This window comes from Agromyces sp. NPDC058064 (assembly GCF_042885275.1).
GTDB lineage: Bacteria > Actinomycetota > Actinomycetes > Actinomycetales > Microbacteriaceae > Agromyces.
Genome location: NZ_JBHVSE010000005.1, coordinates 181,501 through 199,265, shown reverse-complemented (window position 1 = coordinate 199,265; position 17,765 = coordinate 181,501). Strand labels below are relative to the sequence as shown.

The following is a 17,765-nucleotide window of genomic DNA, read 5'->3' as shown; positions in this document are numbered from 1 at the left end:
CCATGGCCTTCGTCATCAAGCGCGTGTACGAGCCCGCCGCGGCGGGCGACGGGTTCCGGGTGCTCGTCGACCGGCTGTGGCCGCGGGGCGTGAGCAAGGAGCGCGCCGAGCTCGACCTGTGGGACAAGGAGGTCGCCCCCTCCCCCGAGCTGCGCACCGAGTGGCATCACGCCGCCGATCGACAGGGCGACTTCGACCGCTTCGCGACCCGCTACCGCGCCGAGCTCGACGAGAACCCCGCCGCCGAGGCGCTCATCGCGCTCAGCCACGAACACGAGCGGGTCACGCTGCTCTACGGCGCCCGCGACGAGCACAGCAACCACGCAGCGGTGCTGCTCGCGTGGCTCGGCGAGCACGGGGCATCCGTCGAGGCCCCTGAGCGCGCGGGTGCGGGCGACTACGGCTGCGGCGCGAACGGGAAGATCGCCGGCCATCCGATGTGGGCGTACACGATGACCGCGAACACCACCGCGTCGAACAGCATGTGCACCGTGAACACGTAGCCGAGCGACTTCGTGAGCTTGAACGTGTAGCCCTGGATGAGCGCGAACGGGATCGTGAGCAGCGGCCCCCACGACTGGTAGCCGAGCTCCCAGAGGAACGAGACGAAGACGATCGCCTGCAGGACGTTCGCCTGCCAGCTCGGGAAGTGCCGCCGCAGCAGCACGAACACCGTGCAGATGAAGAACAGCTCGTCCCACGTGCCGACGGCGGCGACCCCGACGAACAGGCGCGCGATCGTGTCGGGCTCGGTCACGGTCGGCCAGTTCTGGTAGACGCCGGAGCTGATGAAGTAGAACGGCAGGATGAGCCATCCGGCGAGCGTCACGAAGATCAGGTAGAGCCACTGCGTGCGGTTCCATCGCCGGCCGGTGCGCCACGGGAAGCGGATCGTGCGCTCGCGGTACAGGAACCGCGAGATGAGATACGGCACGAGCACCGCGAGCCCGAGCACCACCGCGAAGCGCACCATGCCGGCGTCGCTGAGATCGGCCTTCAGCGAGACCGTGGAGATGATGAGCTGCCCGACCGCGATGAGCGCGAGGTCGGCGGCGAGGCGCTCGGTACGGCCCGAGCGGTCGCAGATCCAGGCGATCACGAGTCCGGCGGCGAGCATCGAATAGCCCGCGACCGGGGCGAGGAAGCCGAAGAGCGCCACCGCGGCGCCGCAGACGAGGAGGGCGGGCAGGAGGGCGATCGGATGCGTCCGCAGCGCGGATCGCTCGGCAGCGTCGGCGGCGTCGGCGGCGTCGGGACTCGGCATCGGCGGGCCCGCTACTCGTCGTCGCCGAGCTCGCCGCGGCCGGCGGCCCGAACCCAGCGGTCGAGGAACACCGCTCCGGCCTCGTCGTGGATCAGCTCGCCCGCCGTCAGCACCGGGTACCCGGTCACCGGGATGCCCTCGGCCGGTCGCACGTCGACGTGGCTCACCCGCTCGCCGCGCTCGTGCAGCCAGTCGGCCATGCGGTAGTCGCCGCGCGAGTCGCCCATCGTGCGCCAGTGCTGCGGGCGGATGCCCCGGGCCTCGAGCAGCTCGACGGCGCGCGCCGCCCCGAGGTCCTTGCCGAGCCTGACCGACTCGACGTCGGTCGAGATGATGGTCGGGTCGATGCGCCAGTGCACCCGGCCCGCGTCGTCGGGCCGCTCGTCGCCCTCGCGGACGGTGCCGAAGCCGCGGGCGGCGAGGGCGGCGTGCGCGTGGGCGTCGAAGCGCGGCTGCGCCGCGAGGTACGCGTCGGATGCCACGTGCACGTGCTGCTCGACGGAGACCATGGCCCGCTTGGTCTCGTCGAAGAACGCGAACTCGTCGAAGTGCGCCTCGACGTACGCCCGCATGTCGGCGGAGAAGTCGACGGGCATCGCGAGATCGAGGTCGACGAAGACCTCGCCGAGGCCGCCCGTGCCGATCTCGGCCCACACCGCCCCCTTCTCGCAGATCGCCCAGACGGGCGCACCGGGCTCGAGCCCGGCGTCGAGGAGCGGCGGCACGACCTCGGCGGCGATGAACGCGTCGGAGCGCCCCGTGTTGAAGATCACGGGATTGCCGGCGTTCGCGAGTGTCGCGAGGTCGCGCGCGATCGACGGGATCGCGATCGACCGGGTGACCGGGCTCGCGATGGGGCCGTCGACGTCGAGCAGGAGCGCGAGGAAGGGGGCGTCGGTCACGCGAACAGCCTAACCGGGCGTGCCTGCGCGACCGGCCCGCGCGAGAGTGCCCGAGCCCGCGATTCGGCCTCGACGTTGTCGGCGGCGGATGCCAACATCGAGGCATGCGCCAGATCGTTCCTCCCTACCTGCTCGATCGCATCGCCGACGCGGGCGCCGATCGCTTCCCGCTCGCCGCCGAGGCCGCCCGGCGCTCGCTGCTGCACGACGCGCCCCGTCGTGCGCTCCGCGGCGCACCGCCCGTGGTGCCGCCGCTGCACGACGACGACCTGCCGACGGTGCTGCCCGACGCCCCGTCGATGCCCGACCGACGCATCTCCGACGCCGGCGGCCGCGAGACCCTGCCCGGGCGCCTCGTGCGCCGCGAGGGCGAGCCCGCGACGGGCGACGAGTCGGTCGACGACGCCTACGACGGCCTCGGCGACACCCACCGGCTCTTCGACCGCGTCTTCGGCCGCGACTCGATCGACGGTGCGGGCATGCCGCTCGAGGCGACCGTGCACTTCGGCCGCCGCTACGACAACGCCTTCTGGGACGGCGAGCGCATGGTCTTCGGCGACGGCGACGGCGAGGTGTTCCGCGGGTTCACCGACTCGCTCAGCGTGATCGGCCACGAACTCGCCCACGGCGTCACCGAGCACACCGCCGGGCTGCGCTACCAGGGGCAGTCGGGCGCCCTCAACGAGCACGTCTCCGACGCGTTCGGCGCCCTCGTCGAGCAGTACGCCCTCGGCCAGGACGCCGGGGCGGCCACCTGGCTGATCGGCGAGGGCATCTTCACCGACGAGGTGGAGGGGCGGGCGCTGCGCTCGATGCTCGAGCCGGGCACGGCCTACGACGACGACGTGCTCGGCCGCGACCCGCAGCCGGCGCACATGCGCGACTACATCGAGACCGCCGACGACAACGGCGGCGTGCACCTGAACTCCGGCATCCCGAACCGCGCGTTCGCACTCGCCGCGCGCGAGCTCGACGGCTTCGCCTGGGAGCACGTGGGGCGCATCTGGTACGACACGCTCACCTCGGGGCGGCTCGGCCGCGATGCGACCTTCGCCGAGTTCGCGGCCGACACCGTGCAGAGCGCCGAGGCGCGCTTCGGCGCGGGCTCGCGCGAGGCGCGCGCCGTCGAGCGGGGCTGGCAGACGGTCGGCGTGCTCGACGACCGGGCGGCGGGCGGCGCAGCGGAGTAGCATCCAGCACGATGGATGTCATCGTGCAGCGCAGCGGCGGCCTCGCCGGCTCGCGCCTCGTCTGGGAGGTGCGCGTCGACGAGCAACCCGACCCCGACGAGTGGTACATCCTCATCGACGAGATCCCGTGGAGCGACGCCGAGCCGGTGCCGCCCGAGCCCGACCGCTTCGTCTACCGCATCGAGTGCCCGCCGAACGAGGCGACCCTCGCCGAGCGTCAGCTCACCGGGCCGTGGCGTCAGCTGGTCGAGCGGGTGCAGGAGACGACGGAGCCGAGGCGGGGCGACCCGCGCGGAGCTTCGCCACGACGCCCCACGCGATGAGTCCCTGCGCGGCGAGGTAGGTCGACATCACGACGAAGTCGTGCGCGGCGAACTCGTACCCCGGCAGGAACCGGCCGAGCGCGAGCACCGAGTCGGAGACCACGAAGAACGCGCCGCCGAGGGCGATCCATCCGCCGTGCATCGACGCGCACGTCGCCATCAGGCCGATCGCGATCGCGTAGAGCACGATCGGCACCGCGAGCATGCCGGCGTGCGGCAGCAGCAGGGCGAGCATGGCGACGACCCACGCCCAGTAGACGTACGACCAGACCGGCGGCCGGCGGCGCGCGCGGGGCAACCGCAGGAAGAGCACGATGTAGACGACGTGGGCGAGCAGGAACGAGGCGAGCCCGGCCGCGAACCAGCCGTCGCCCGGGAAGGTGAGCAGCACGTCGCCGCCCCACGAGAAGGCGATGCCGCCGAGGAGGAGCAGCGGCGCCGCCCTGCGCACCGGGCGCGCGAGCAGCACGACCGCGAGGGCGAGGAGCGGCATCAGCAGCGACTTCGTCGCCGTCACGCTCCAGGCCGGTCCGACGTACTGCAGCACGAGATGGAGCGCGGAGACCACGAGATAGGGGGCGAAAGCGGGCAGCACCCCCGAATCGTAGCCCACGCACGACGAAGGCCGGCGGGCTCGCGCCCGCCGGCCTCCGGTGGATCGGGGTGGTTCAGCTGACGCCGAGCAGGTCGATCACGAAGATCAGGGTCTTGCCCGAGAGCTGGTGGCCGCCGCCGGCCGGGCCGTAGGCCTTGTGCGGGGGGACGGTGAGCTTGCGACGCCCGCCGACCTTCATGCCGGGGATGCCCTCCTGCCAACCGGAGATGAGCGCCGCGAGCGGGAAGTTGATCGACTGGCCGCGACCCCACGAGGAGTCGAACTCCTCGCCGCTGTCGTACTCGACACCGAGGTAGTGCACGTCGACCGTCGAGCCGGCGGTCGCCTCGGCGCCGTCGCCCACGACGATGTCCTCGATGACGAGGTCGACGGGAGCGGGGCCCTCGGGGGCGTCGATCTCGGGCTTGCTGTTCGTATCGGTCATGCCTCAAGTTGAGCAGGTTCGCGGCGCCCTCGCAATCGCGGACAACCGTCCACCCCCCTCTTGCGCTGACTGCGAACACGTTGCACTCTGGAATCCGAGAACTCGTCGCCCCGTAGAGATGTCGGCAGTGCCACACCACAGGGCGGCGAGTTTCTTCGTGCCGGGGGCGCCGCTGGGCACCCGCGAGACGACTCGGAGCAGGCGGGCTCCGCCGCCCTGTGGCGAGTCCATCACTCCATCAGCCGCGACCTGATGAGAAATCGCACGCCCTCGGCGCCTCGACCGAGAAGCCGCTGCCGCGGCCGGGCACGACGTCGACGGTGAGGTGCGTGTGACGCCAATAGGCGAACTGCTCCGCCGACATCCAGAACGGCACGACGCGCGCGCCTCGATCGGGGTCGGGCCCCGGCGCATCCGACCCGCCCGAGGCATCCCGGCCGGCACCCGCCGGCCCCAGGTCGAGCTCGCCGAGCAGCACGTCGGCGTCGCTCGTCAGGAACTCCCCCGCGGGGTAGCACATCGGAGAACTGCCGTCGCAGCATCCGCCCGACTGGTGGAACATGAGCGGGCCGTGCATGGACCAGAGGCGGTCGAGCAGCGTCGCCGCCGCGGGTGAGAGCTCCACCCGCGGCGACGACTCCCCCGCGATCACGACCCGGCCGACGACGCCTGCGGCGAATCGCTCGAGCGACATCGCGGACCGCCGATCAGAAGAACCCGAGCGGGTTCTCGCTGTAGCTGACGAGCAGGTTCTTCGTCTGCTGGTAGTGGTCGAGCGCGAGCTTGTTGTTCTCGCGGCCGATGCCCGACGACTTGTACCCGCCGAACGCGGCGCCCGCGGGGTACGCGTGGTAGTTGTTCACCCAGACACGGCCGGCCTGGATGTCGCGACCGGCGCGGTAGGCCTCGTTGCCGTTGCGGCTCCAGACGCCCGCGCCGAGCCCGTAGAGGGTGTCGTTCGCGATCGAGATCGCGTCGTCGTAGTCGGTGAAGCTCGTGACCGCGACGACCGGGCCGAAGATCTCCTCCTGGAACAGCCGCATGCGGTTCTGCCCCTCGAAGATGGTCGGCTGCACGTAGTAGCCCTCGCTGAGGTCGCCGCCGAGGTCGGCGCGCTCGCCGCCGAGCAGCAGCTTCGCGCCCTCCTGCTTGCCGATGTCGATGTAGCTCAGGATCTTCTCGAGCTGGTCGTTCGACGCCTGCGCGCCGACCTGGGTCTCGGTGTCGAGCGGGTTGCCCTGCTTGGCCTGCTTCGTGCGCTCGATCGCGTCGTCGAGGAAGGTGTCGTAGATCGACTTCTGGATGAGCGAACGGCTGGGGCAGGTGCACACCTCGCCCTGGTTGAACGCGAACAGGCTGAAGCCCTCGAGCGCCTTGTCGTAGAACGAGTCGCGCCGGTCGGCGACCGACTCGAACACGATGTTCGGGCTCTTGCCGCCGAGCTCGACCGTCGAGGGGATGATGTTGTTCGACGCGTACTGCAGGATGAGCCGACCCGTCGTCGTCTCGCCGGTGAACGCGATCTTGCGGATGCGGTTCGAGGACGCGAGCGGCTTGCCCGCCTCGACGCCGAACCCGTTGACGACGTTGAGCACGCCCGCGGGCAGCAGGTCGGCGATGAGCTCGACGAGCACGAGGATCGACGTCGGCGTCTGCTCGGCCGGCTTCAGCACGACCGCGTTGCCCGCGGCGAGCGCGGGGGCGAGCTTCCACACGGCCATGAGCAGCGGGAAGTTCCACGGGATGATCTGCCCGACCACGCCGAGCGGCTCCTGGAAGTGGTACGCGACCGTGTCCTCGTCGAGCTGCGTGAAGCTGCCCTCCTGCGCACGGATGAGGCTCGCGAAGTAGCGGAAGTGGTCGCTCGCGAGCGGGAGGTCGGCGTTGAGCGGCTCGCGGATCGACTTGCCGTTGTCCCAGGTCTCGGCGACGGCGAGGAGCTCGCGGTTGCGGTCGATGCGATCGGCGATCGCGTTCAGGATGCCGGCGCGGTGCGCCGCGCTCGTGCGGCCCCACGCGGGTGCGGCCTTGTGCGCGGCGTCGAGCGCCGCGTCGATGTCGGCTGCGGTGCCGCGGGCGACCTCGGTGAACGCCTTGCCGTTCACGGGCGAGATGTTCTCGAAGTAGGCGCCGCCCGCGGGCTTCACCCACTCGCCGCCGATGAAGTGCTCGTAGCGCGGCTTGAACTCGATGAGCGCGCCGGGGGTGCCGGGCGCGGCGTACACGGTCATCGTGTCTCCTTGACGTCGTTGTCGGATGCCCCGGGTGGGGCGTCTGCCCCTCGATGGGACGACGTCACGCTATGCGCGCGCGGGTTGCGGCGCGGTTGCCCGAACGTTGCAGTCGCGTTGCAGCGGTGCCGGCCCGGCGCGGGCGCGCGCCGTCACGATGCCGGGCGGTCTCGTCGCGGCATCGCCTCAGCGCAGCGCGGCCTCGATCCGCTCGAGGTGGGCGACGACCGAGGCGCGCCGCGGTGAGCGCGGCGGCAGCAGTGCGAGCAGGGTGCGCCACAGCTCGACGTCGAAGCGGCACTCCTCGCGCTCGGCGAACGCGGCCAGGAGGTCGGCCGAGGCATCCGCCAGCATCGACTCGCGCACCCGGCCCGCGAGCTCGGCGCGGAGCTCGACGATGCCGGGCGCCGTCGACGCCGGCAGCAGGGGGCCGGCGTACGTCTCGGCCGCGCGCCGCAGCGCGCCCTGCCCCAGCAGGCGCACGACCACCGCGGCGTCGAGCTCGAGCTCGCGGCCGAGCCGGTAGGGTCGCGACTCGAGCGGCGGCTCGCCGGCGGCCTCGAGCACGCGGCGGAGGCGCACGAGCTCGGCGCGCAGGGTGACGGGCGACCCCTCGGCCTCGTAGACGAGCGAGGCGAGGCGTTCGGTGCCGAGCCCCGCCGGATGCCACGCGAGGAGCGTGAGGATCTCGGCGTGCCGGGGACTCAGCTCGACCCCGCCGAGCCTCGGACGGCGCGGCCCCAGCACCGACAGCGGCGTCCGCGCGGCACGGGGCGCGCGCGACCCGCCCACGCTCACCATGCGCGAGCGACGCAGCGTCGCCTGCACCGCCGACTCGAGGCTCGCGATCTTGAGCTCCGCCTCGACCGCGGCGACCGTCGCCGAGACGAGGCCGAGCGTGTGCGGTGCGACGGCGTGGTCGGTGCCCGTGATGTCGATGACGCCGAGCACGAGGCCGGTCGCCGGGTCGTGCACGGGCGCGGCCGTGCAGCTCCACGGGTGCACAATGCGGTTGAAGTGCTCGGCGCCGCGGATCTGGATGGCCCGGTCGAGCGCGAGCGCGGTGCCAGGGGCGCTCGTGCCGACGACCGACTCCGACCAGTCGGCGCCCGGCACGAACAGCATGTCCTCCGCGCGGTGCCTGAGCGCCGCGTCGCCCTCGACCCAGAGCAGGCGGCCGTGCTCGTCGCCGACGGCGACCACGAGGCCGGCGTCGTGCGCGCCGTCGACGAGGAGCCGGCGGACGACCGGCATCACCTGTGCGAGCGCGTGGCCGGCACGGTAGTCGAGGAACTCCTGCTCGTCGTGCTCGAGGCTGGGCAGCGCCCGGTCGGGGTCGACGGCGCCCCGGATGGCGCGCTCCCACGACGCCCGGACGATCGGGCGGAGGCTGAGCGGCACGGTGCCCGTGTCGATCGCGCGCTGCTGGGCGTCGAGCAGCCGGTCGCGGAGCGAGCCCGACCGCTCCCCTCCGCCGGGCGCGCCCGGATCGGGCTGCGGGAGCGCGGTGCCGGGCATGCCGTCTCCGATCGTCGTCGAGCGGGAATCAGGCCAGCATAGCCCCGGCGCGTTCAGCGCAGTAGGGCCTGCCGTCCGGCCACGATCGAGGTCAGCAGCGACTGCTCGTCGGCCGCCGCGACCGCTCCGCCCTGCCCCGTCGCGATGCGCTGGCGGGCGAAGGCCAGGTGCGTGGCATCCGCGATCAGCCGCTTCATCGTCGCGGTGCGCGGCGGATGCTGCGCGCGCGCCCACGCCTTCGCCTGCCTGCGGCCGGCCGGGGTGGCGAGGAGCTCGACCTCGGCGTGGCTGAACCAGCCGACCGCCGCGTACTCCGCCAGGCGGCGGCGGGTGACCCGCACCTCCTGGCGCCGGAGGTACAGGGTGAGCAGGACCGCCGCGACGAAGATCGGCACCTGCACGGTGACGTACAGCCCGATCGCGTCGTCGCCGAAGGCGAGCGAGCCGTTCCACAGCGCGTGCAGCCCGATCGCGCCGGCGAGCCCCAGCAGGAACCAGCCGATGACGCCCGCGCCGCCGCCGCGCCGCGCGCCGATGCCGATGCAGAGGCCGGTGCACGCCGTGAAGAGCACGTGGGCGAACGGCGAGAAGATGCCGCGCACGACGAAGGTCGCACCGAGGCTCTCGGCGCCGCCCTCGATGAGGGCCGAGCCGAAGTAGATGATGTTCTCGGTGAAGGCGAAGCCCGCAGCGACCACGGCCGCGTAGACGAGGCCGTCGAGCGGCCCGTCGAACTGCCAGCGCGCGAAGGCGAACACGAGCAGCACGCCGAGGCCCTTCGCGAGCTCCTCGACGATGGGCGCCTGCACGACGGTGCGCACGACCTCGTCGGCGGCGCCGCCGGGCTGCGAGTAGGCGACCGCGAGCTCGACGCCGAGGTCGACGACGAGCGCGATCGCGACCGAGACCGCGGCGCCCCAGAGGAACGCGAACCAGAGCGCGCCGCGCGGCTCGGGCTCCCACCGGTCGACCCAGCGCACCGCGAGGAGGACGCCCGCGAGCGGCACCAGCGCGAGCAGCGACCCGATGGCGAGCACGGGGGCGCCGAGCGCGAGCGCGAGGTAGGCGATCACGAGGAGGCCGACGAGCCCGCCGATCACGATGCCGATGATCGCGAACACCGAGCCGCTGCCGTTGCGGCCGCGCACGGGCGCGGCCCACGCGGGCGCCGCGGCCACCGGCTGCGGCGCGACGGGGTACGGGGACGGCCCGGGGGCGAGGTGGCTCACGCGAGCAGCCTAGCGAGGGGCGGCGACGGATGCCTCGAACATGACCCCGGGGTTCAGGATGCCGGTCGGGTCGAAGACGGCCTTGATGCCGCGCTGCAGCTCGAACACGTCGTCGCCGAGCTCCTCGGCGAGCCAGCGCCGCTTCAGCACCCCGACGCCGTGCTCGCCCGTGAGCGTGCCGCCGAGGGCGACCGCCGCGCGGAACATCTCGTCGGCGGCCTGCCAGATGTGCGCGGGCACCTCGTCGCCCGTGAACACGAAGTTCGGATGCAGGTTGCCGTCGCCGGCGTGGGCGATCGTCGGGATCTCGACGCCGTGCCGCGCCGCGATCTCGTCGATGGCGCGGAACATCTCGGGCAGCTTCGAACGCGGCACCGCGACGTCCTCGATGAGCACCTGGCCGCTCGCGGCGAGCGCGGGGTGCATCGCGCGCCGGAGGTCGAGCAGGCGCTCGCCCGTCGTCTCGTCGGTCGAGAGGGTGACCCGGCCGCCGGCCTCCGCGAAGAGCTCGGCGATGCGGGCCGCCTCGGCCGTCGCGCCGGCGTCGTCGGTCTGCGCGATGAGGAACGTCTCGCCGGGCAGCACCTCCTCGAGGGGCGTGCCGGCGAGCGCCTCGTCGCCGAGGTACGCGGCGACGCGGGCGACCACGCCGGCGTCCATCAGCTCGAGGATCGCCGGGCGGATGCGGTCGGCGGTGACGGCGGCGCACGCGGCCGCCGCGGCGGTGACGTCGGCGAAGGCCGCGGCGACGGTCACGGGGACGCCCTGCGTGATCGGGCGCACGCGCACCGTCGCCTCGACGATGATGCCGAGCGTGCCCTCGGAGCCGGTGAGGAGGGCGGTGAGGTCGTAGCCCGTGACGCCCTTCACCGTGCGGTGGCCGAGGCGGATCAGCCGCCCGTCGGCGAGCACGACCGCGACGCCGAGCACGGCCTCGCGCGTCACGCCGTACTTCGCGCAGAGCAGCCCGCCGGCGTTGGTGGCGATGTTGCCGCCGACCGAGGCGATCGCCCGGCTGGCGGGGTCGGGCGCGAACCAGAGGCCGAGCGGCGCGAGGGCGTCGTTGAGATCGCCGTTGATGACTCCGGGCTCGACGACCGCGAGCTCGTCGGCCTCGGAGATCTCGAGGATGCGGTTCATGCGGGAGAGGTCGAGCACGATCGCCCCCGGGCTCGCGATCGCGCCGCCCGCGAGGCCGGTGCCGGCGCCGCGGGGCACGACCGGAGTGCCGGTCGCGTGCGCGATGCGCATGAGCTGCTGCACCTCGTCGACGGAGCCCGCGTGCACGACGGCGAGCGGGGGCGTCGCGCTGCGCCACCCCGAGCGGTCTTCGCGGGTCGTCTCGAGCACCTCGGCATCGAGTGAGACGGATGCCCCGAGGGCTTCTTGCAGCTGGGCGACGACGTGCGACATCCCTCCACCCTAGCCACGCGGGCCGGGTCCGATTTCCGCCAGTCGATGTCGGCGGAGCGTGCGAGGCTGGGGTCATGACCGCACAGGCCCTCCGCACCGACCCGCTCGACGACCCCGTCTTCGCCGAGCGCTACCGGGCCATGCAGGCGCGCGACGCGCGGTTCGACGGCCAGTTCATCACGGGAGTGCATTCGACCGGCATCTACTGCCGCCCGAGCTGCCCCGCGGTGTCGCCGAAGGCGCAGAACGTGAGCTTCTACCTCACGGCCGCCGCCGCGCACGAGGCGGGCCTGCGGGCCTGCAAGCGGTGCCTGCCCGACGCGGTGCCGGGCTCCCCCGAGTGGGACCTGCGCGACGACCTCGCCGCCCGGGCGATGCGCCTCATCGCCGACGGCGTCGTCGAGCGCGAGGGCGTGCCGGGGCTCGCGGCCCACCTCGGCTACACGAGCCGGCACCTCACGCGCGTGCTCAGCGCCGAGCTCGGCGCGGGCCCCCTCGCGCTGGCGCGCGCCCACCGGGCCCAGACCGCTCGCGCCCTGCTCACCTCGACGTCGATGCCCGCGGCCGACATCGCCTTCGCCTCGGGCTTCGGCAGCATCCGGCAGTTCAACGACACGATCCGCGAGGTGTACGAGCGCAGCCCGCTCGAGCTACGGGCGGCCGCGCGCCTCGGCGAGCGGCGCGAGCGCGCCGGCGACGGGGTGGTGCGGCTCCGGCTGCCCGCCCGCGCCCCGTTCGACGCGGCCGGCGTCTTCGACTGGCTCGCGGCGCGTGCGGTCGACGGCGTCGAGGCGGCCGGCCCCGGCCGCTACGCGCGCACGCTGCGGCTGCCCGCCGGGCCCGCCGTGGTCGCGTTCGCGCCGAGCGCCGACGACCGCGCCCCCGCGATCGAGGTGGAGGCCCGGCTCGCGAGCCTCGCCGACCTGCCGCCGCTCGTCGCCCGCGTGCGCCGGCTCTTCGACCTCGACGCCGACGCCGTCGCGATCGACGAGCTGCTCGCGGCCGACCCCGCGCTCGCGGCCTCGGTCGCGACGACCCCCGGCATCCGCGTGCCGGGCGCACTCGACCCGCACGAGCTCGTGTTCCGTGCGCTCATCGGCCAGCAGATCTCGGTGAAGGCGGCGCGCACGGCGCTCTCGCGGCTCGCGGCCGAGCTGGGCGAACCGCTCACGATCGGCGGCCGACCGGGTGTCGAGCCTGGTGAAGGCGGGCTCGGCGCCGACGGCCTCGTGCGGCTCTTCCCCACCGCCGGGGCGATCGCCGAGCGCGGCGGCGAGGTGCTGCGCGGGCCGGCGGCCCGCATCCGCACCATCGTCGACGTCGCGGCCCGGCTCGCCGCGGGCGAGCTCGTGGTCTCGGCCGATCGCGACCGCAGCGAGCTCGCGCGCGAACTCGTCGGCATCCCGGGCATCGGCCCGTGGACGGCGGGCTACGTCGCGATGCGGGTCACGCGGGCCCCCGACGTGCTGCTCACGAGCGACCTCGCGCTCCGGGCGGGCGCCGAGCGGCTCGGCCTGCCCGCCGCAGCACCCGCACTCGACGAGCTCGGAGCACGGTGGGCGCCGTGGCGCAGCTACGCCTCGATGCACCTCTGGCGCGCCGCCGCCACAAAGATCTGATGTCTGGCCGCGCGCGCGGTACGATTCGGGCATGGCCGTCACCGACGAAGCGATTCTGCGCATCAAAGAGATGATCCTTTCGGGCGAACTGGCGCCGGGCGACCGGCTTCCGCCCGAGAAGGAGCTGAGCGAGCGGCTCGGCCTCTCGCGCTCCTCGCTGCGCGAGGCGGTCAAGGCGCTTGAGGTCATCCGCGTGCTCGACGTGCGGCGCGGCGACGGCACCTACGTCACGAGCCTCGAGCCGCGCCTGCTGCTCGAGGCCATGTCGTTCGTCGTCGACCTGCACGACGACCACTCGATCCTCGAGATCTTCGCCGTACGCCGCATCCTCGAGCCCGCCGCCGCCTCGCTGGCGGCGCGGCACGCCGGCGAGGCCGAGCTCGAGCGCCTCCGCGAGTCGGTCGCGGGCGTCGATCACGCCGCCGACGTCGAGAGCCTCGTCGACCACGACCTCGAGTTCCACCGCGGCATCGCCGACGCCACGGGCAACGGCTACCTCGCGAGCCTCATCGACTCGCTGTCGAGCCACACGGTGCGGGCGCGCATCTGGCGCGGCATCACGCAGGAGAGCGCCGTCGAGCGAACCCTCCAGGAGCATCACGCCATCCTCGACGCGATCGCCGCCGGCGACGCCGAGCTCGCGTCGGCGCTCACCGTCGTGCACGTCAGCGGCGTCGAGCAGTGGCTGCGCTCGGCGCTCTGACGCGCTGACGGGCCGGCCCGCCGCCGGCCCCGGCGCACGGTCGTGGGGCCCCCGACCGCGCCACGTCGTGCCCGCGCGGGCACGACGAAGGGGCGCCGGCCGCAGCCGACGCCCCCGGGTCATCCGATCGTCACTCGTAGAGGACGGCCTGGATCTCCTCGTCGTCGATGTTCGACGCGTCGTACCAGTAGAAGCCCGTGTCGATGGTCTTCGGCAGCTCCTCGCCGTTGATCGCCTCGACCGCGGCCTTGACCGTCTCGTAGCCGATGCCGATCGGGTTCTGCGTGATCGCGCCGGTCATGAGGCCGTCGCGGATCGCGTCCATCTGGGCCTTGCCCGAGTCGAAGCCGACGACGGCGAGCGTCGAGGCGTCGATGCCGAGCTCCTTGACGGCCTGCACGACGCCGATCGCCGAGCCCTCGTTCGAGCCGTAGATGCCCTTGAGGTCGGGGTGCGCCGCGAGGATCGCCTTCGCGAGGTCGGCCGACTTCGCCTGGTCGCCGCCGCCGTACTGGATGTCGACGATCTCGATGTTCGGCTCGTTCTCCTCCATGTAGTCGACGAAGCCGTCGCGACGCTGCTGGCCGGTCACCGAGGTCTGGTCGTGCACGACGAGGGCGACCTTGCCCTCGTGGCCGACGGCGTCGGCCATGTGCTTCGCGGCCTCGGCTGCGGCGGCGAGGTTGTCGGTCGCGGCCGTGGTCAGCGGGATGTCGCTGTCGACGCCCGAGTCGAAGGCGATGACGGGGATGTTCGCGTCCTTCGCCTGCTGCAGCAGCGGGCCCGCGGCCTGGCTGTCGAGCGCGGCGAAGCCGATCGCGGCCGGGCTCTTGTCGAGCGCCGTCTGCAGCATCTGGATCTGCTGGTCGACGTCGGCCTCGGTGTCGGGGCCCTCGAAGGTGATCTCGACGTCGAACTCCTCGGCCGCCTGCTCGGCGCCCGTCTTCACGGCCTGCCAGAACTGGTGCTGGAAGCCCTTCGAGACGAGGGCGACGTACGGCTTGTCGCCGCTCGCGTCGCCGCCCGTGCCCTGGTCGCCGCCGTCGCTGGCGCAACCGGCGAGGATGAGGGCCGCGGCGACGGCGCCGACGACGGCGCCCATCGTGCGCTTCTTGAACATGCTCACTCCTTGGTGTTGGTGGTGCGGTGGTACTGATGGGGGACGGTGTGGTGCTGGGTCGTGATGGTGCTCCGTCGCGGCGGGGATGCCGCGCCGGGGTGCCGGTCAGCCGCGTCGACGCCGCAGCATGTCGAGGTAGACGGCGACCAGGATGACGATGCCGACGGCGACGGACTGCCACTCCTGCGGCACCGAGATGATGCGGAGGCCGTTCGTGAGCACCGCCATGATGAGGGCGCCGATGACGGTGCCGACGATCGAGCCCTTGCCGCCCTGGAGCGACGTGCCGCCGATGACGACGGCGGCGATCGCCTCGAGCTCGAGGCCCATGCCGCCCGTCGGCTGCGCCGACGACAGCCGGGACGCGCTCAGCACTCCGGCGAGGCCGACGAAGAGGCCGGCGAGCGTGTAGATCGTGATCTTCCATCGGCGGACGTTCACGCCGGAGAGCGCGGTGGCCGCCTCGTTCGAGCCGATCGAGAAGGTGTAGCGGCCGAGGATCGTCTTCGAGAGGAGCACCGCCGCGACGATGATCATGACGATGAAGATCGCCACGCCGAGCGGGAACCGCATGCCGGGGATGATCGAGAGGTTCATGATCGACTGGAAGTCGGGCGTCTCGGTGAAGTAGATCGGCTTCGTGCCCGAGATCACCAGCGACAGGCCGGCCGCGATGAGCATCATGCCGAGCGTGGCGATGAACGGCGGGATGCCGAGCACCGAGACGTTCACGCCGTTGATGAGCCCGATGAGCGCGCCGAAGAGGATCGTCGCCGTCACGCCGAGCCAGAGCGGCCAGCCGAGGTAGGTGAGGAACACGCCCGCCATGACGCCGCAGAGCACCATGCCCGTGCCGATCGAGAGGTCGATGCCGCCCGTGATGATGACGAAGGTGGTGCCGAGCGCGAGGATGCCGGTCACGGTCGCCGCCGTCAGGATCGAGACGAGGTTGTTCGCGGTGAAGAAATGGGGGCTCGCGAACGAGAACACCGCCACGATGACGATCAGGCTCGCGAAGGCGAGCAGCTGCTGGAGGGAGCCCCGGAGCCAGGCGAAGCGGGGCTTGCCGGCCTCGATCGCGGCGTACGCGCTGGTCGAGGGCGTCGCACCGCCCGTGCTCCCGGTTTCGGGCTTCGTCGTGGTCGGGCTCATCGTGCGATCGTTCCTTCGCTTGAGAATCGGGTTGCGTAGTCCATGAGGTTCTCCTGGGTGGCCTCGGCGTTGTCGAGCACGGCGGTGAGCCGCCCCTCGGCCATGACGGCGATGCGATCGGAGAGTCGCAGCACCTCGGGCAGCTCGGACGAGATCATCACGATCGCCTTGCCCTCGTCGGCGAGTCGGCGGAGCAGTGCGTAGATCTCCTCCTTGGCGCCGACGTCGATGCCACGGGTGGGCTCGTCGAAGATGAGGACGTCGCAGTCCTTCACGAGCCATTTCGCGATGACGACCTTCTGCTGGTTGCCGCCCGAGAGGTTGCGGACGAGCTGGGCCGTCGACGGCGTCTTGATGCGGAGCTTCTCGACGTACTCGCGGCCGGTCGCCTCGATGCGCGCGTCGCGGACGAAGCCCGCGCCTGAGGCGTAGCGGCGCAGCGAGGAGAGCACGATGTTCTCGCGCACGCTGCGCTCGAGCAGCACGCCGAGCTGCTTCCGATCCTCGGAGAGGTAGCCGATGCCGAGCGCCGCGGCCTCCGCAGGGCTCGAGATCGAGACGACGCGGCCGCCGACGCGGATCTCGCCGGCCTCGCGGCGGTCGGCGCCGACGATCGCCCGCGCGACCTCGGTGCGGCCGGCGCCCATCAGGCCGGCGAAGCCGAGGATCTCGCCGGCGTGGACGTCGAAGCTCACGTCGCGCAGCAGGTGCTTCGTGGAGAGGCCGCGCACCGAGAGCACCGGCTCGCCCTCGGGGGTGCGGGGCGCGGGGCGCTGCTCGCCCGAGATCTCACGGCCGACCATGAGCGAGATGATCTCGCTCGGCGCCGTCTCGGCCGTCACGCGCGTGCCGACGTAGCGGCCGTCGCGCAGCACGCTGATGCGGTCGGAGATGCGCGCGAGCTCCTCCATGCGGTGGGAGATGTAGATGACGCCGGTCTCGGCCGTGCGGAACCGCTCGATCAGTTCGAAGAGCACGTCGACCTCGGCGTCGTTCAGGGCCGCGGTCGGCTCGTCCATGATGAGCACCTTCGCGTCGAAGGACAGGGCCTTCGCGATCTCGACCATCTGCTGGCGGGCGACCGTCAGGTGCTCGACGCGCTCGGCGGGGTCGAGCGCGAGCCCGAGGCGGTCGAAGAGCTCCTGCGCTCGCCGGTTGAGCGCCCGGTCGTCGAGGAACAGCCCGGCCTGGCGGTGTTCGCGGCCGATGAAGATGTTCTGCGCGACCGTGAGGTCGGGCATCAGGTTGAACTCCTGGTGGATGATCGAGATGCCGAGCTCCTGGGCATGGCGCGGGCCCTCGATCGTCAGCTCGCGCCCGTTGAGGCGGAACGTCCCGGCGTCGGGCGTGTAGATGCCGGCGAGGAGCTTCATGAGCGTCGACTTGCCCGCCCCGTTCTCGCCGACGAGCGCGAGCACCTCGCCGTGGCGCAGCTCGAGCTGCACGTCGGCGAGCGCCTGCACCCCGGGGAACCCCTTGCTGACGCCCTCGACCTCGAGGAGCGCCGTGGTGCCGGGGGTCATCGCGCGGCCTCGCTCGGCTCGTACGCGTTCACGACGCCCTTGCGGAGGATCAGGTTGCCGTAGGGACGGAGCTCGCCGCTCCTGATGATCAGCCGGGCTCCGGCCGCCCGGTCGTAGAACGCGAACCGCTCGAGCTCGTCGACGCGCTCGGCGGGCACGGCCGATGCCGCGACCAGCTCGTGCTGGACCGCGGGCCGCTCGTCGTCCTCCGCGGTCATGAGCAGCACCGAGGCCCCGTCGTAGGCGTCGGCGGGCACGACGGTGCGGACGGCCTCGACGATGCTCGCGGCGGAGAGGCCGGGAACCTCGACCACGACCGCGCCGAGCCGGTGCGCCGGGAAGTTCGCATCGGCGACGACGAGTTCGTCGCCGTGCCCGAGCCGATCGAGCGCGGCGAGCAGCTCGCCGTGGAGAATCGGGTGGATGCCGGTGAGCACGTGGTGCCTCTCTTCCTTGAGATGTGAATGAGTGTACTACTCATCCGATGTTTCAGCCCATATCAGGCGTGGTTGTTGCGTTTTCGTGGCCATTGGGGTCG

At 72.5% G+C, this 17,765-nt stretch carries 17 protein-coding genes and 1 pseudogene; 5 read left to right on the top strand and 13 right to left on the bottom strand.

Annotation, left to right across the window (positions count from 1 at the left end):
• Positions 1-2: 2 nt before the first annotated feature.
• A complete protein-coding gene (locus tag ACFVSL_RS16455; protein ID WP_386942054.1) occupies positions 3-503 on the top strand; it encodes a DUF488 domain-containing protein in 501 nt (166 codons plus the stop codon).
• Here ACFVSL_RS16455 and ACFVSL_RS16450 read toward each other — a convergent pair.
• Positions 398-1,264 carry a CPBP family intramembrane glutamic endopeptidase gene (locus ACFVSL_RS16450; RefSeq protein WP_386942053.1) on the bottom strand — a complete coding sequence of 289 codons (867 nt, stop codon included), beginning with the start codon at positions 1,262-1,264 and terminating at the stop codon, positions 398-400. The genes ACFVSL_RS16455 and ACFVSL_RS16450 overlap by 106 nt on opposite strands.
• 11 nt (positions 1,265-1,275) lie before the next feature.
• Entirely contained in the window at positions 1,276-2,166 is an 891-nt protein-coding gene (locus ACFVSL_RS16445; RefSeq protein WP_386942052.1) for a hypothetical protein, read from the bottom strand.
• A gap of 104 nt (positions 2,167-2,270) precedes the next feature.
• On the opposite strand from ACFVSL_RS16445, the gene ACFVSL_RS16440 reads away from it, so the two are divergent.
• Positions 2,271-3,356 carry a M4 family metallopeptidase gene (locus tag ACFVSL_RS16440; protein WP_386942051.1) on the top strand — a complete coding sequence of 362 codons (1,086 nt, stop codon included), beginning with the start codon at positions 2,271-2,273 and terminating at the stop codon, positions 3,354-3,356.
• An 11-nt stretch (positions 3,357-3,367) separates the two neighbouring features.
• Positions 3,368-3,679 (top strand): protealysin inhibitor emfourin, encoded by a 312-nt coding sequence (locus ACFVSL_RS16435; protein WP_386942050.1) that lies wholly within the window; start codon positions 3,368-3,370, stop codon positions 3,677-3,679.
• Here the strand turns inward: ACFVSL_RS16435 and ACFVSL_RS16430 are convergent.
• The 7 genes and pseudogenes from ACFVSL_RS16430 to ACFVSL_RS16400 form a co-directional block, all read right to left on the bottom strand.
• On the bottom strand, positions 3,579-4,274 hold the full coding sequence (locus ACFVSL_RS16430) for a lysoplasmalogenase (protein WP_386942049.1): 696 nt from the start codon (positions 4,272-4,274) through the stop codon (positions 3,579-3,581). The two genes, ACFVSL_RS16435 and ACFVSL_RS16430, sit on opposite strands and share 101 nt — an antisense overlap.
• Before the next feature lie 73 nt (positions 4,275-4,347).
• Complete coding sequence (locus ACFVSL_RS16425) at positions 4,348-4,719, bottom strand: FKBP-type peptidyl-prolyl cis-trans isomerase (RefSeq protein ID WP_386942048.1); 372 nt, start codon at positions 4,717-4,719, stop codon at positions 4,348-4,350.
• Between the two features lie 230 nt (positions 4,720-4,949).
• A pseudogene (locus tag ACFVSL_RS16420) lies at positions 4,950-5,413 on the bottom strand (DUF779 domain-containing protein).
• 13 nt (positions 5,414-5,426) lie between these two features.
• The gene (locus ACFVSL_RS16415; RefSeq protein WP_386942047.1) at positions 5,427-6,950 is read right to left on the bottom strand and encodes an aldehyde dehydrogenase family protein; all 1,524 of its coding nucleotides are present in this window, start codon (positions 6,948-6,950) and stop codon (positions 5,427-5,429) included.
• 186 nt (positions 6,951-7,136) lie between these two features.
• Positions 7,137-8,468 carry a GAF domain-containing protein gene (locus ACFVSL_RS16410; protein WP_386942046.1) on the bottom strand — a complete coding sequence of 444 codons (1,332 nt, stop codon included), beginning with the start codon at positions 8,466-8,468 and terminating at the stop codon, positions 7,137-7,139.
• Positions 8,469-8,521: 53 nt separating this feature from the next.
• Positions 8,522-9,697 (bottom strand): PrsW family intramembrane metalloprotease, encoded by a 1,176-nt coding sequence (locus tag ACFVSL_RS16405; RefSeq protein WP_386942045.1) that lies wholly within the window; start codon positions 9,695-9,697, stop codon positions 8,522-8,524.
• Between the two features lie 9 nt (positions 9,698-9,706).
• A complete protein-coding gene (locus tag ACFVSL_RS16400; protein ID WP_386942044.1) occupies positions 9,707-11,110 on the bottom strand; it encodes an FAD-binding oxidoreductase in 1,404 nt (467 codons plus the stop codon).
• A 74-nt stretch (positions 11,111-11,184) separates the two neighbouring features.
• On the opposite strand from ACFVSL_RS16400, the gene ACFVSL_RS16395 reads away from it, so the two are divergent.
• The gene (locus tag ACFVSL_RS16395; RefSeq protein ID WP_386942043.1) at positions 11,185-12,729 is read left to right on the top strand and encodes an AlkA N-terminal domain-containing protein; all 1,545 of its coding nucleotides are present in this window, start codon (positions 11,185-11,187) and stop codon (positions 12,727-12,729) included.
• A 31-nt stretch (positions 12,730-12,760) separates the two neighbouring features.
• Positions 12,761-13,432, top strand: coding sequence for a FadR/GntR family transcriptional regulator (locus tag ACFVSL_RS16390; RefSeq protein ID WP_376940852.1), 672 nt, complete (start codon positions 12,761-12,763; stop codon positions 13,430-13,432).
• 130 nt (positions 13,433-13,562) lie between these two features.
• Here ACFVSL_RS16390 and ACFVSL_RS16385 read toward each other — a convergent pair whose 3' ends face one another.
• From ACFVSL_RS16385 to ACFVSL_RS16370, 4 genes are all read right to left on the bottom strand, one after another.
• Positions 13,563-14,552 (bottom strand): ABC transporter substrate-binding protein, encoded by a 990-nt coding sequence (locus ACFVSL_RS16385; RefSeq protein ID WP_386942042.1) that lies wholly within the window; start codon positions 14,550-14,552, stop codon positions 13,563-13,565.
• 105 nt (positions 14,553-14,657) lie between these two features.
• On the bottom strand, positions 14,658-15,704 hold the full coding sequence (locus tag ACFVSL_RS16380; protein WP_386942041.1) for an ABC transporter permease: 1,047 nt from the start codon (positions 15,702-15,704) through the stop codon (positions 14,658-14,660).
• Complete coding sequence (locus tag ACFVSL_RS16375) at positions 15,701-17,227, bottom strand: sugar ABC transporter ATP-binding protein (RefSeq protein ID WP_386942040.1); 1,527 nt, start codon at positions 17,225-17,227, stop codon at positions 15,701-15,703. Before ACFVSL_RS16375 ends, ACFVSL_RS16380 begins: the two co-directional genes overlap by 4 nt.
• Positions 17,224-17,664 carry an RbsD/FucU family protein gene (locus ACFVSL_RS16370; protein WP_386942039.1) on the bottom strand — a complete coding sequence of 147 codons (441 nt, stop codon included), beginning with the start codon at positions 17,662-17,664 and terminating at the stop codon, positions 17,224-17,226. The genes ACFVSL_RS16375 and ACFVSL_RS16370 overlap by 4 nt, the downstream gene beginning before the upstream one ends.
• Positions 17,665-17,765: the final 101 nt, after the last annotated feature.

Coding starts and splice junctions, on each gene's coding strand:
- ACFVSL_RS16435 (WP_386942050.1), top strand. CDS start 3,368: ATGGATGTCATCGTGCAGCGCAGCGGCGGCCTCGCCGGCTCGCGCCTC.
- ACFVSL_RS16390 (WP_376940852.1), top strand. CDS start 12,761: ATGGCCGTCACCGACGAAGCGATTCTGCGCATCAAAGAGATGATCCTT.
- ACFVSL_RS16400 (WP_386942044.1), bottom strand. CDS start 11,110: ATGTCGCACGTCGTCGCCCAGCTGCAAGAAGCCCTCGGGGCATCCGTC.
- ACFVSL_RS16395 (WP_386942043.1), top strand. CDS start 11,185: ATGACCGCACAGGCCCTCCGCACCGACCCGCTCGACGACCCCGTCTTC.
- ACFVSL_RS16410 (WP_386942046.1), bottom strand. CDS start 8,468: ATGCCCGGCACCGCGCTCCCGCAGCCCGATCCGGGCGCGCCCGGCGGA.
- ACFVSL_RS16385 (WP_386942042.1), bottom strand. CDS start 14,552: ATGTTCAAGAAGCGCACGATGGGCGCCGTCGTCGGCGCCGTCGCCGCG.
- ACFVSL_RS16450 (WP_386942053.1), bottom strand. CDS start 1,264: ATGCCGAGTCCCGACGCCGCCGACGCCGCCGACGCTGCCGAGCGATCC.
- ACFVSL_RS16455 (WP_386942054.1), top strand. CDS start 3: ATGGCCTTCGTCATCAAGCGCGTGTACGAGCCCGCCGCGGCGGGCGAC.
- ACFVSL_RS16375 (WP_386942040.1), bottom strand. CDS start 17,227: ATGACCCCCGGCACCACGGCGCTCCTCGAGGTCGAGGGCGTCAGCAAG.
- ACFVSL_RS16425 (WP_386942048.1), bottom strand. CDS start 4,719: ATGACCGATACGAACAGCAAGCCCGAGATCGACGCCCCCGAGGGCCCC.
- ACFVSL_RS16415 (WP_386942047.1), bottom strand. CDS start 6,950: ATGACCGTGTACGCCGCGCCCGGCACCCCCGGCGCGCTCATCGAGTTC.
- ACFVSL_RS16380 (WP_386942041.1), bottom strand. CDS start 15,704: ATGAGCCCGACCACGACGAAGCCCGAAACCGGGAGCACGGGCGGTGCG.
- ACFVSL_RS16440 (WP_386942051.1), top strand. CDS start 2,271: ATGCGCCAGATCGTTCCTCCCTACCTGCTCGATCGCATCGCCGACGCG.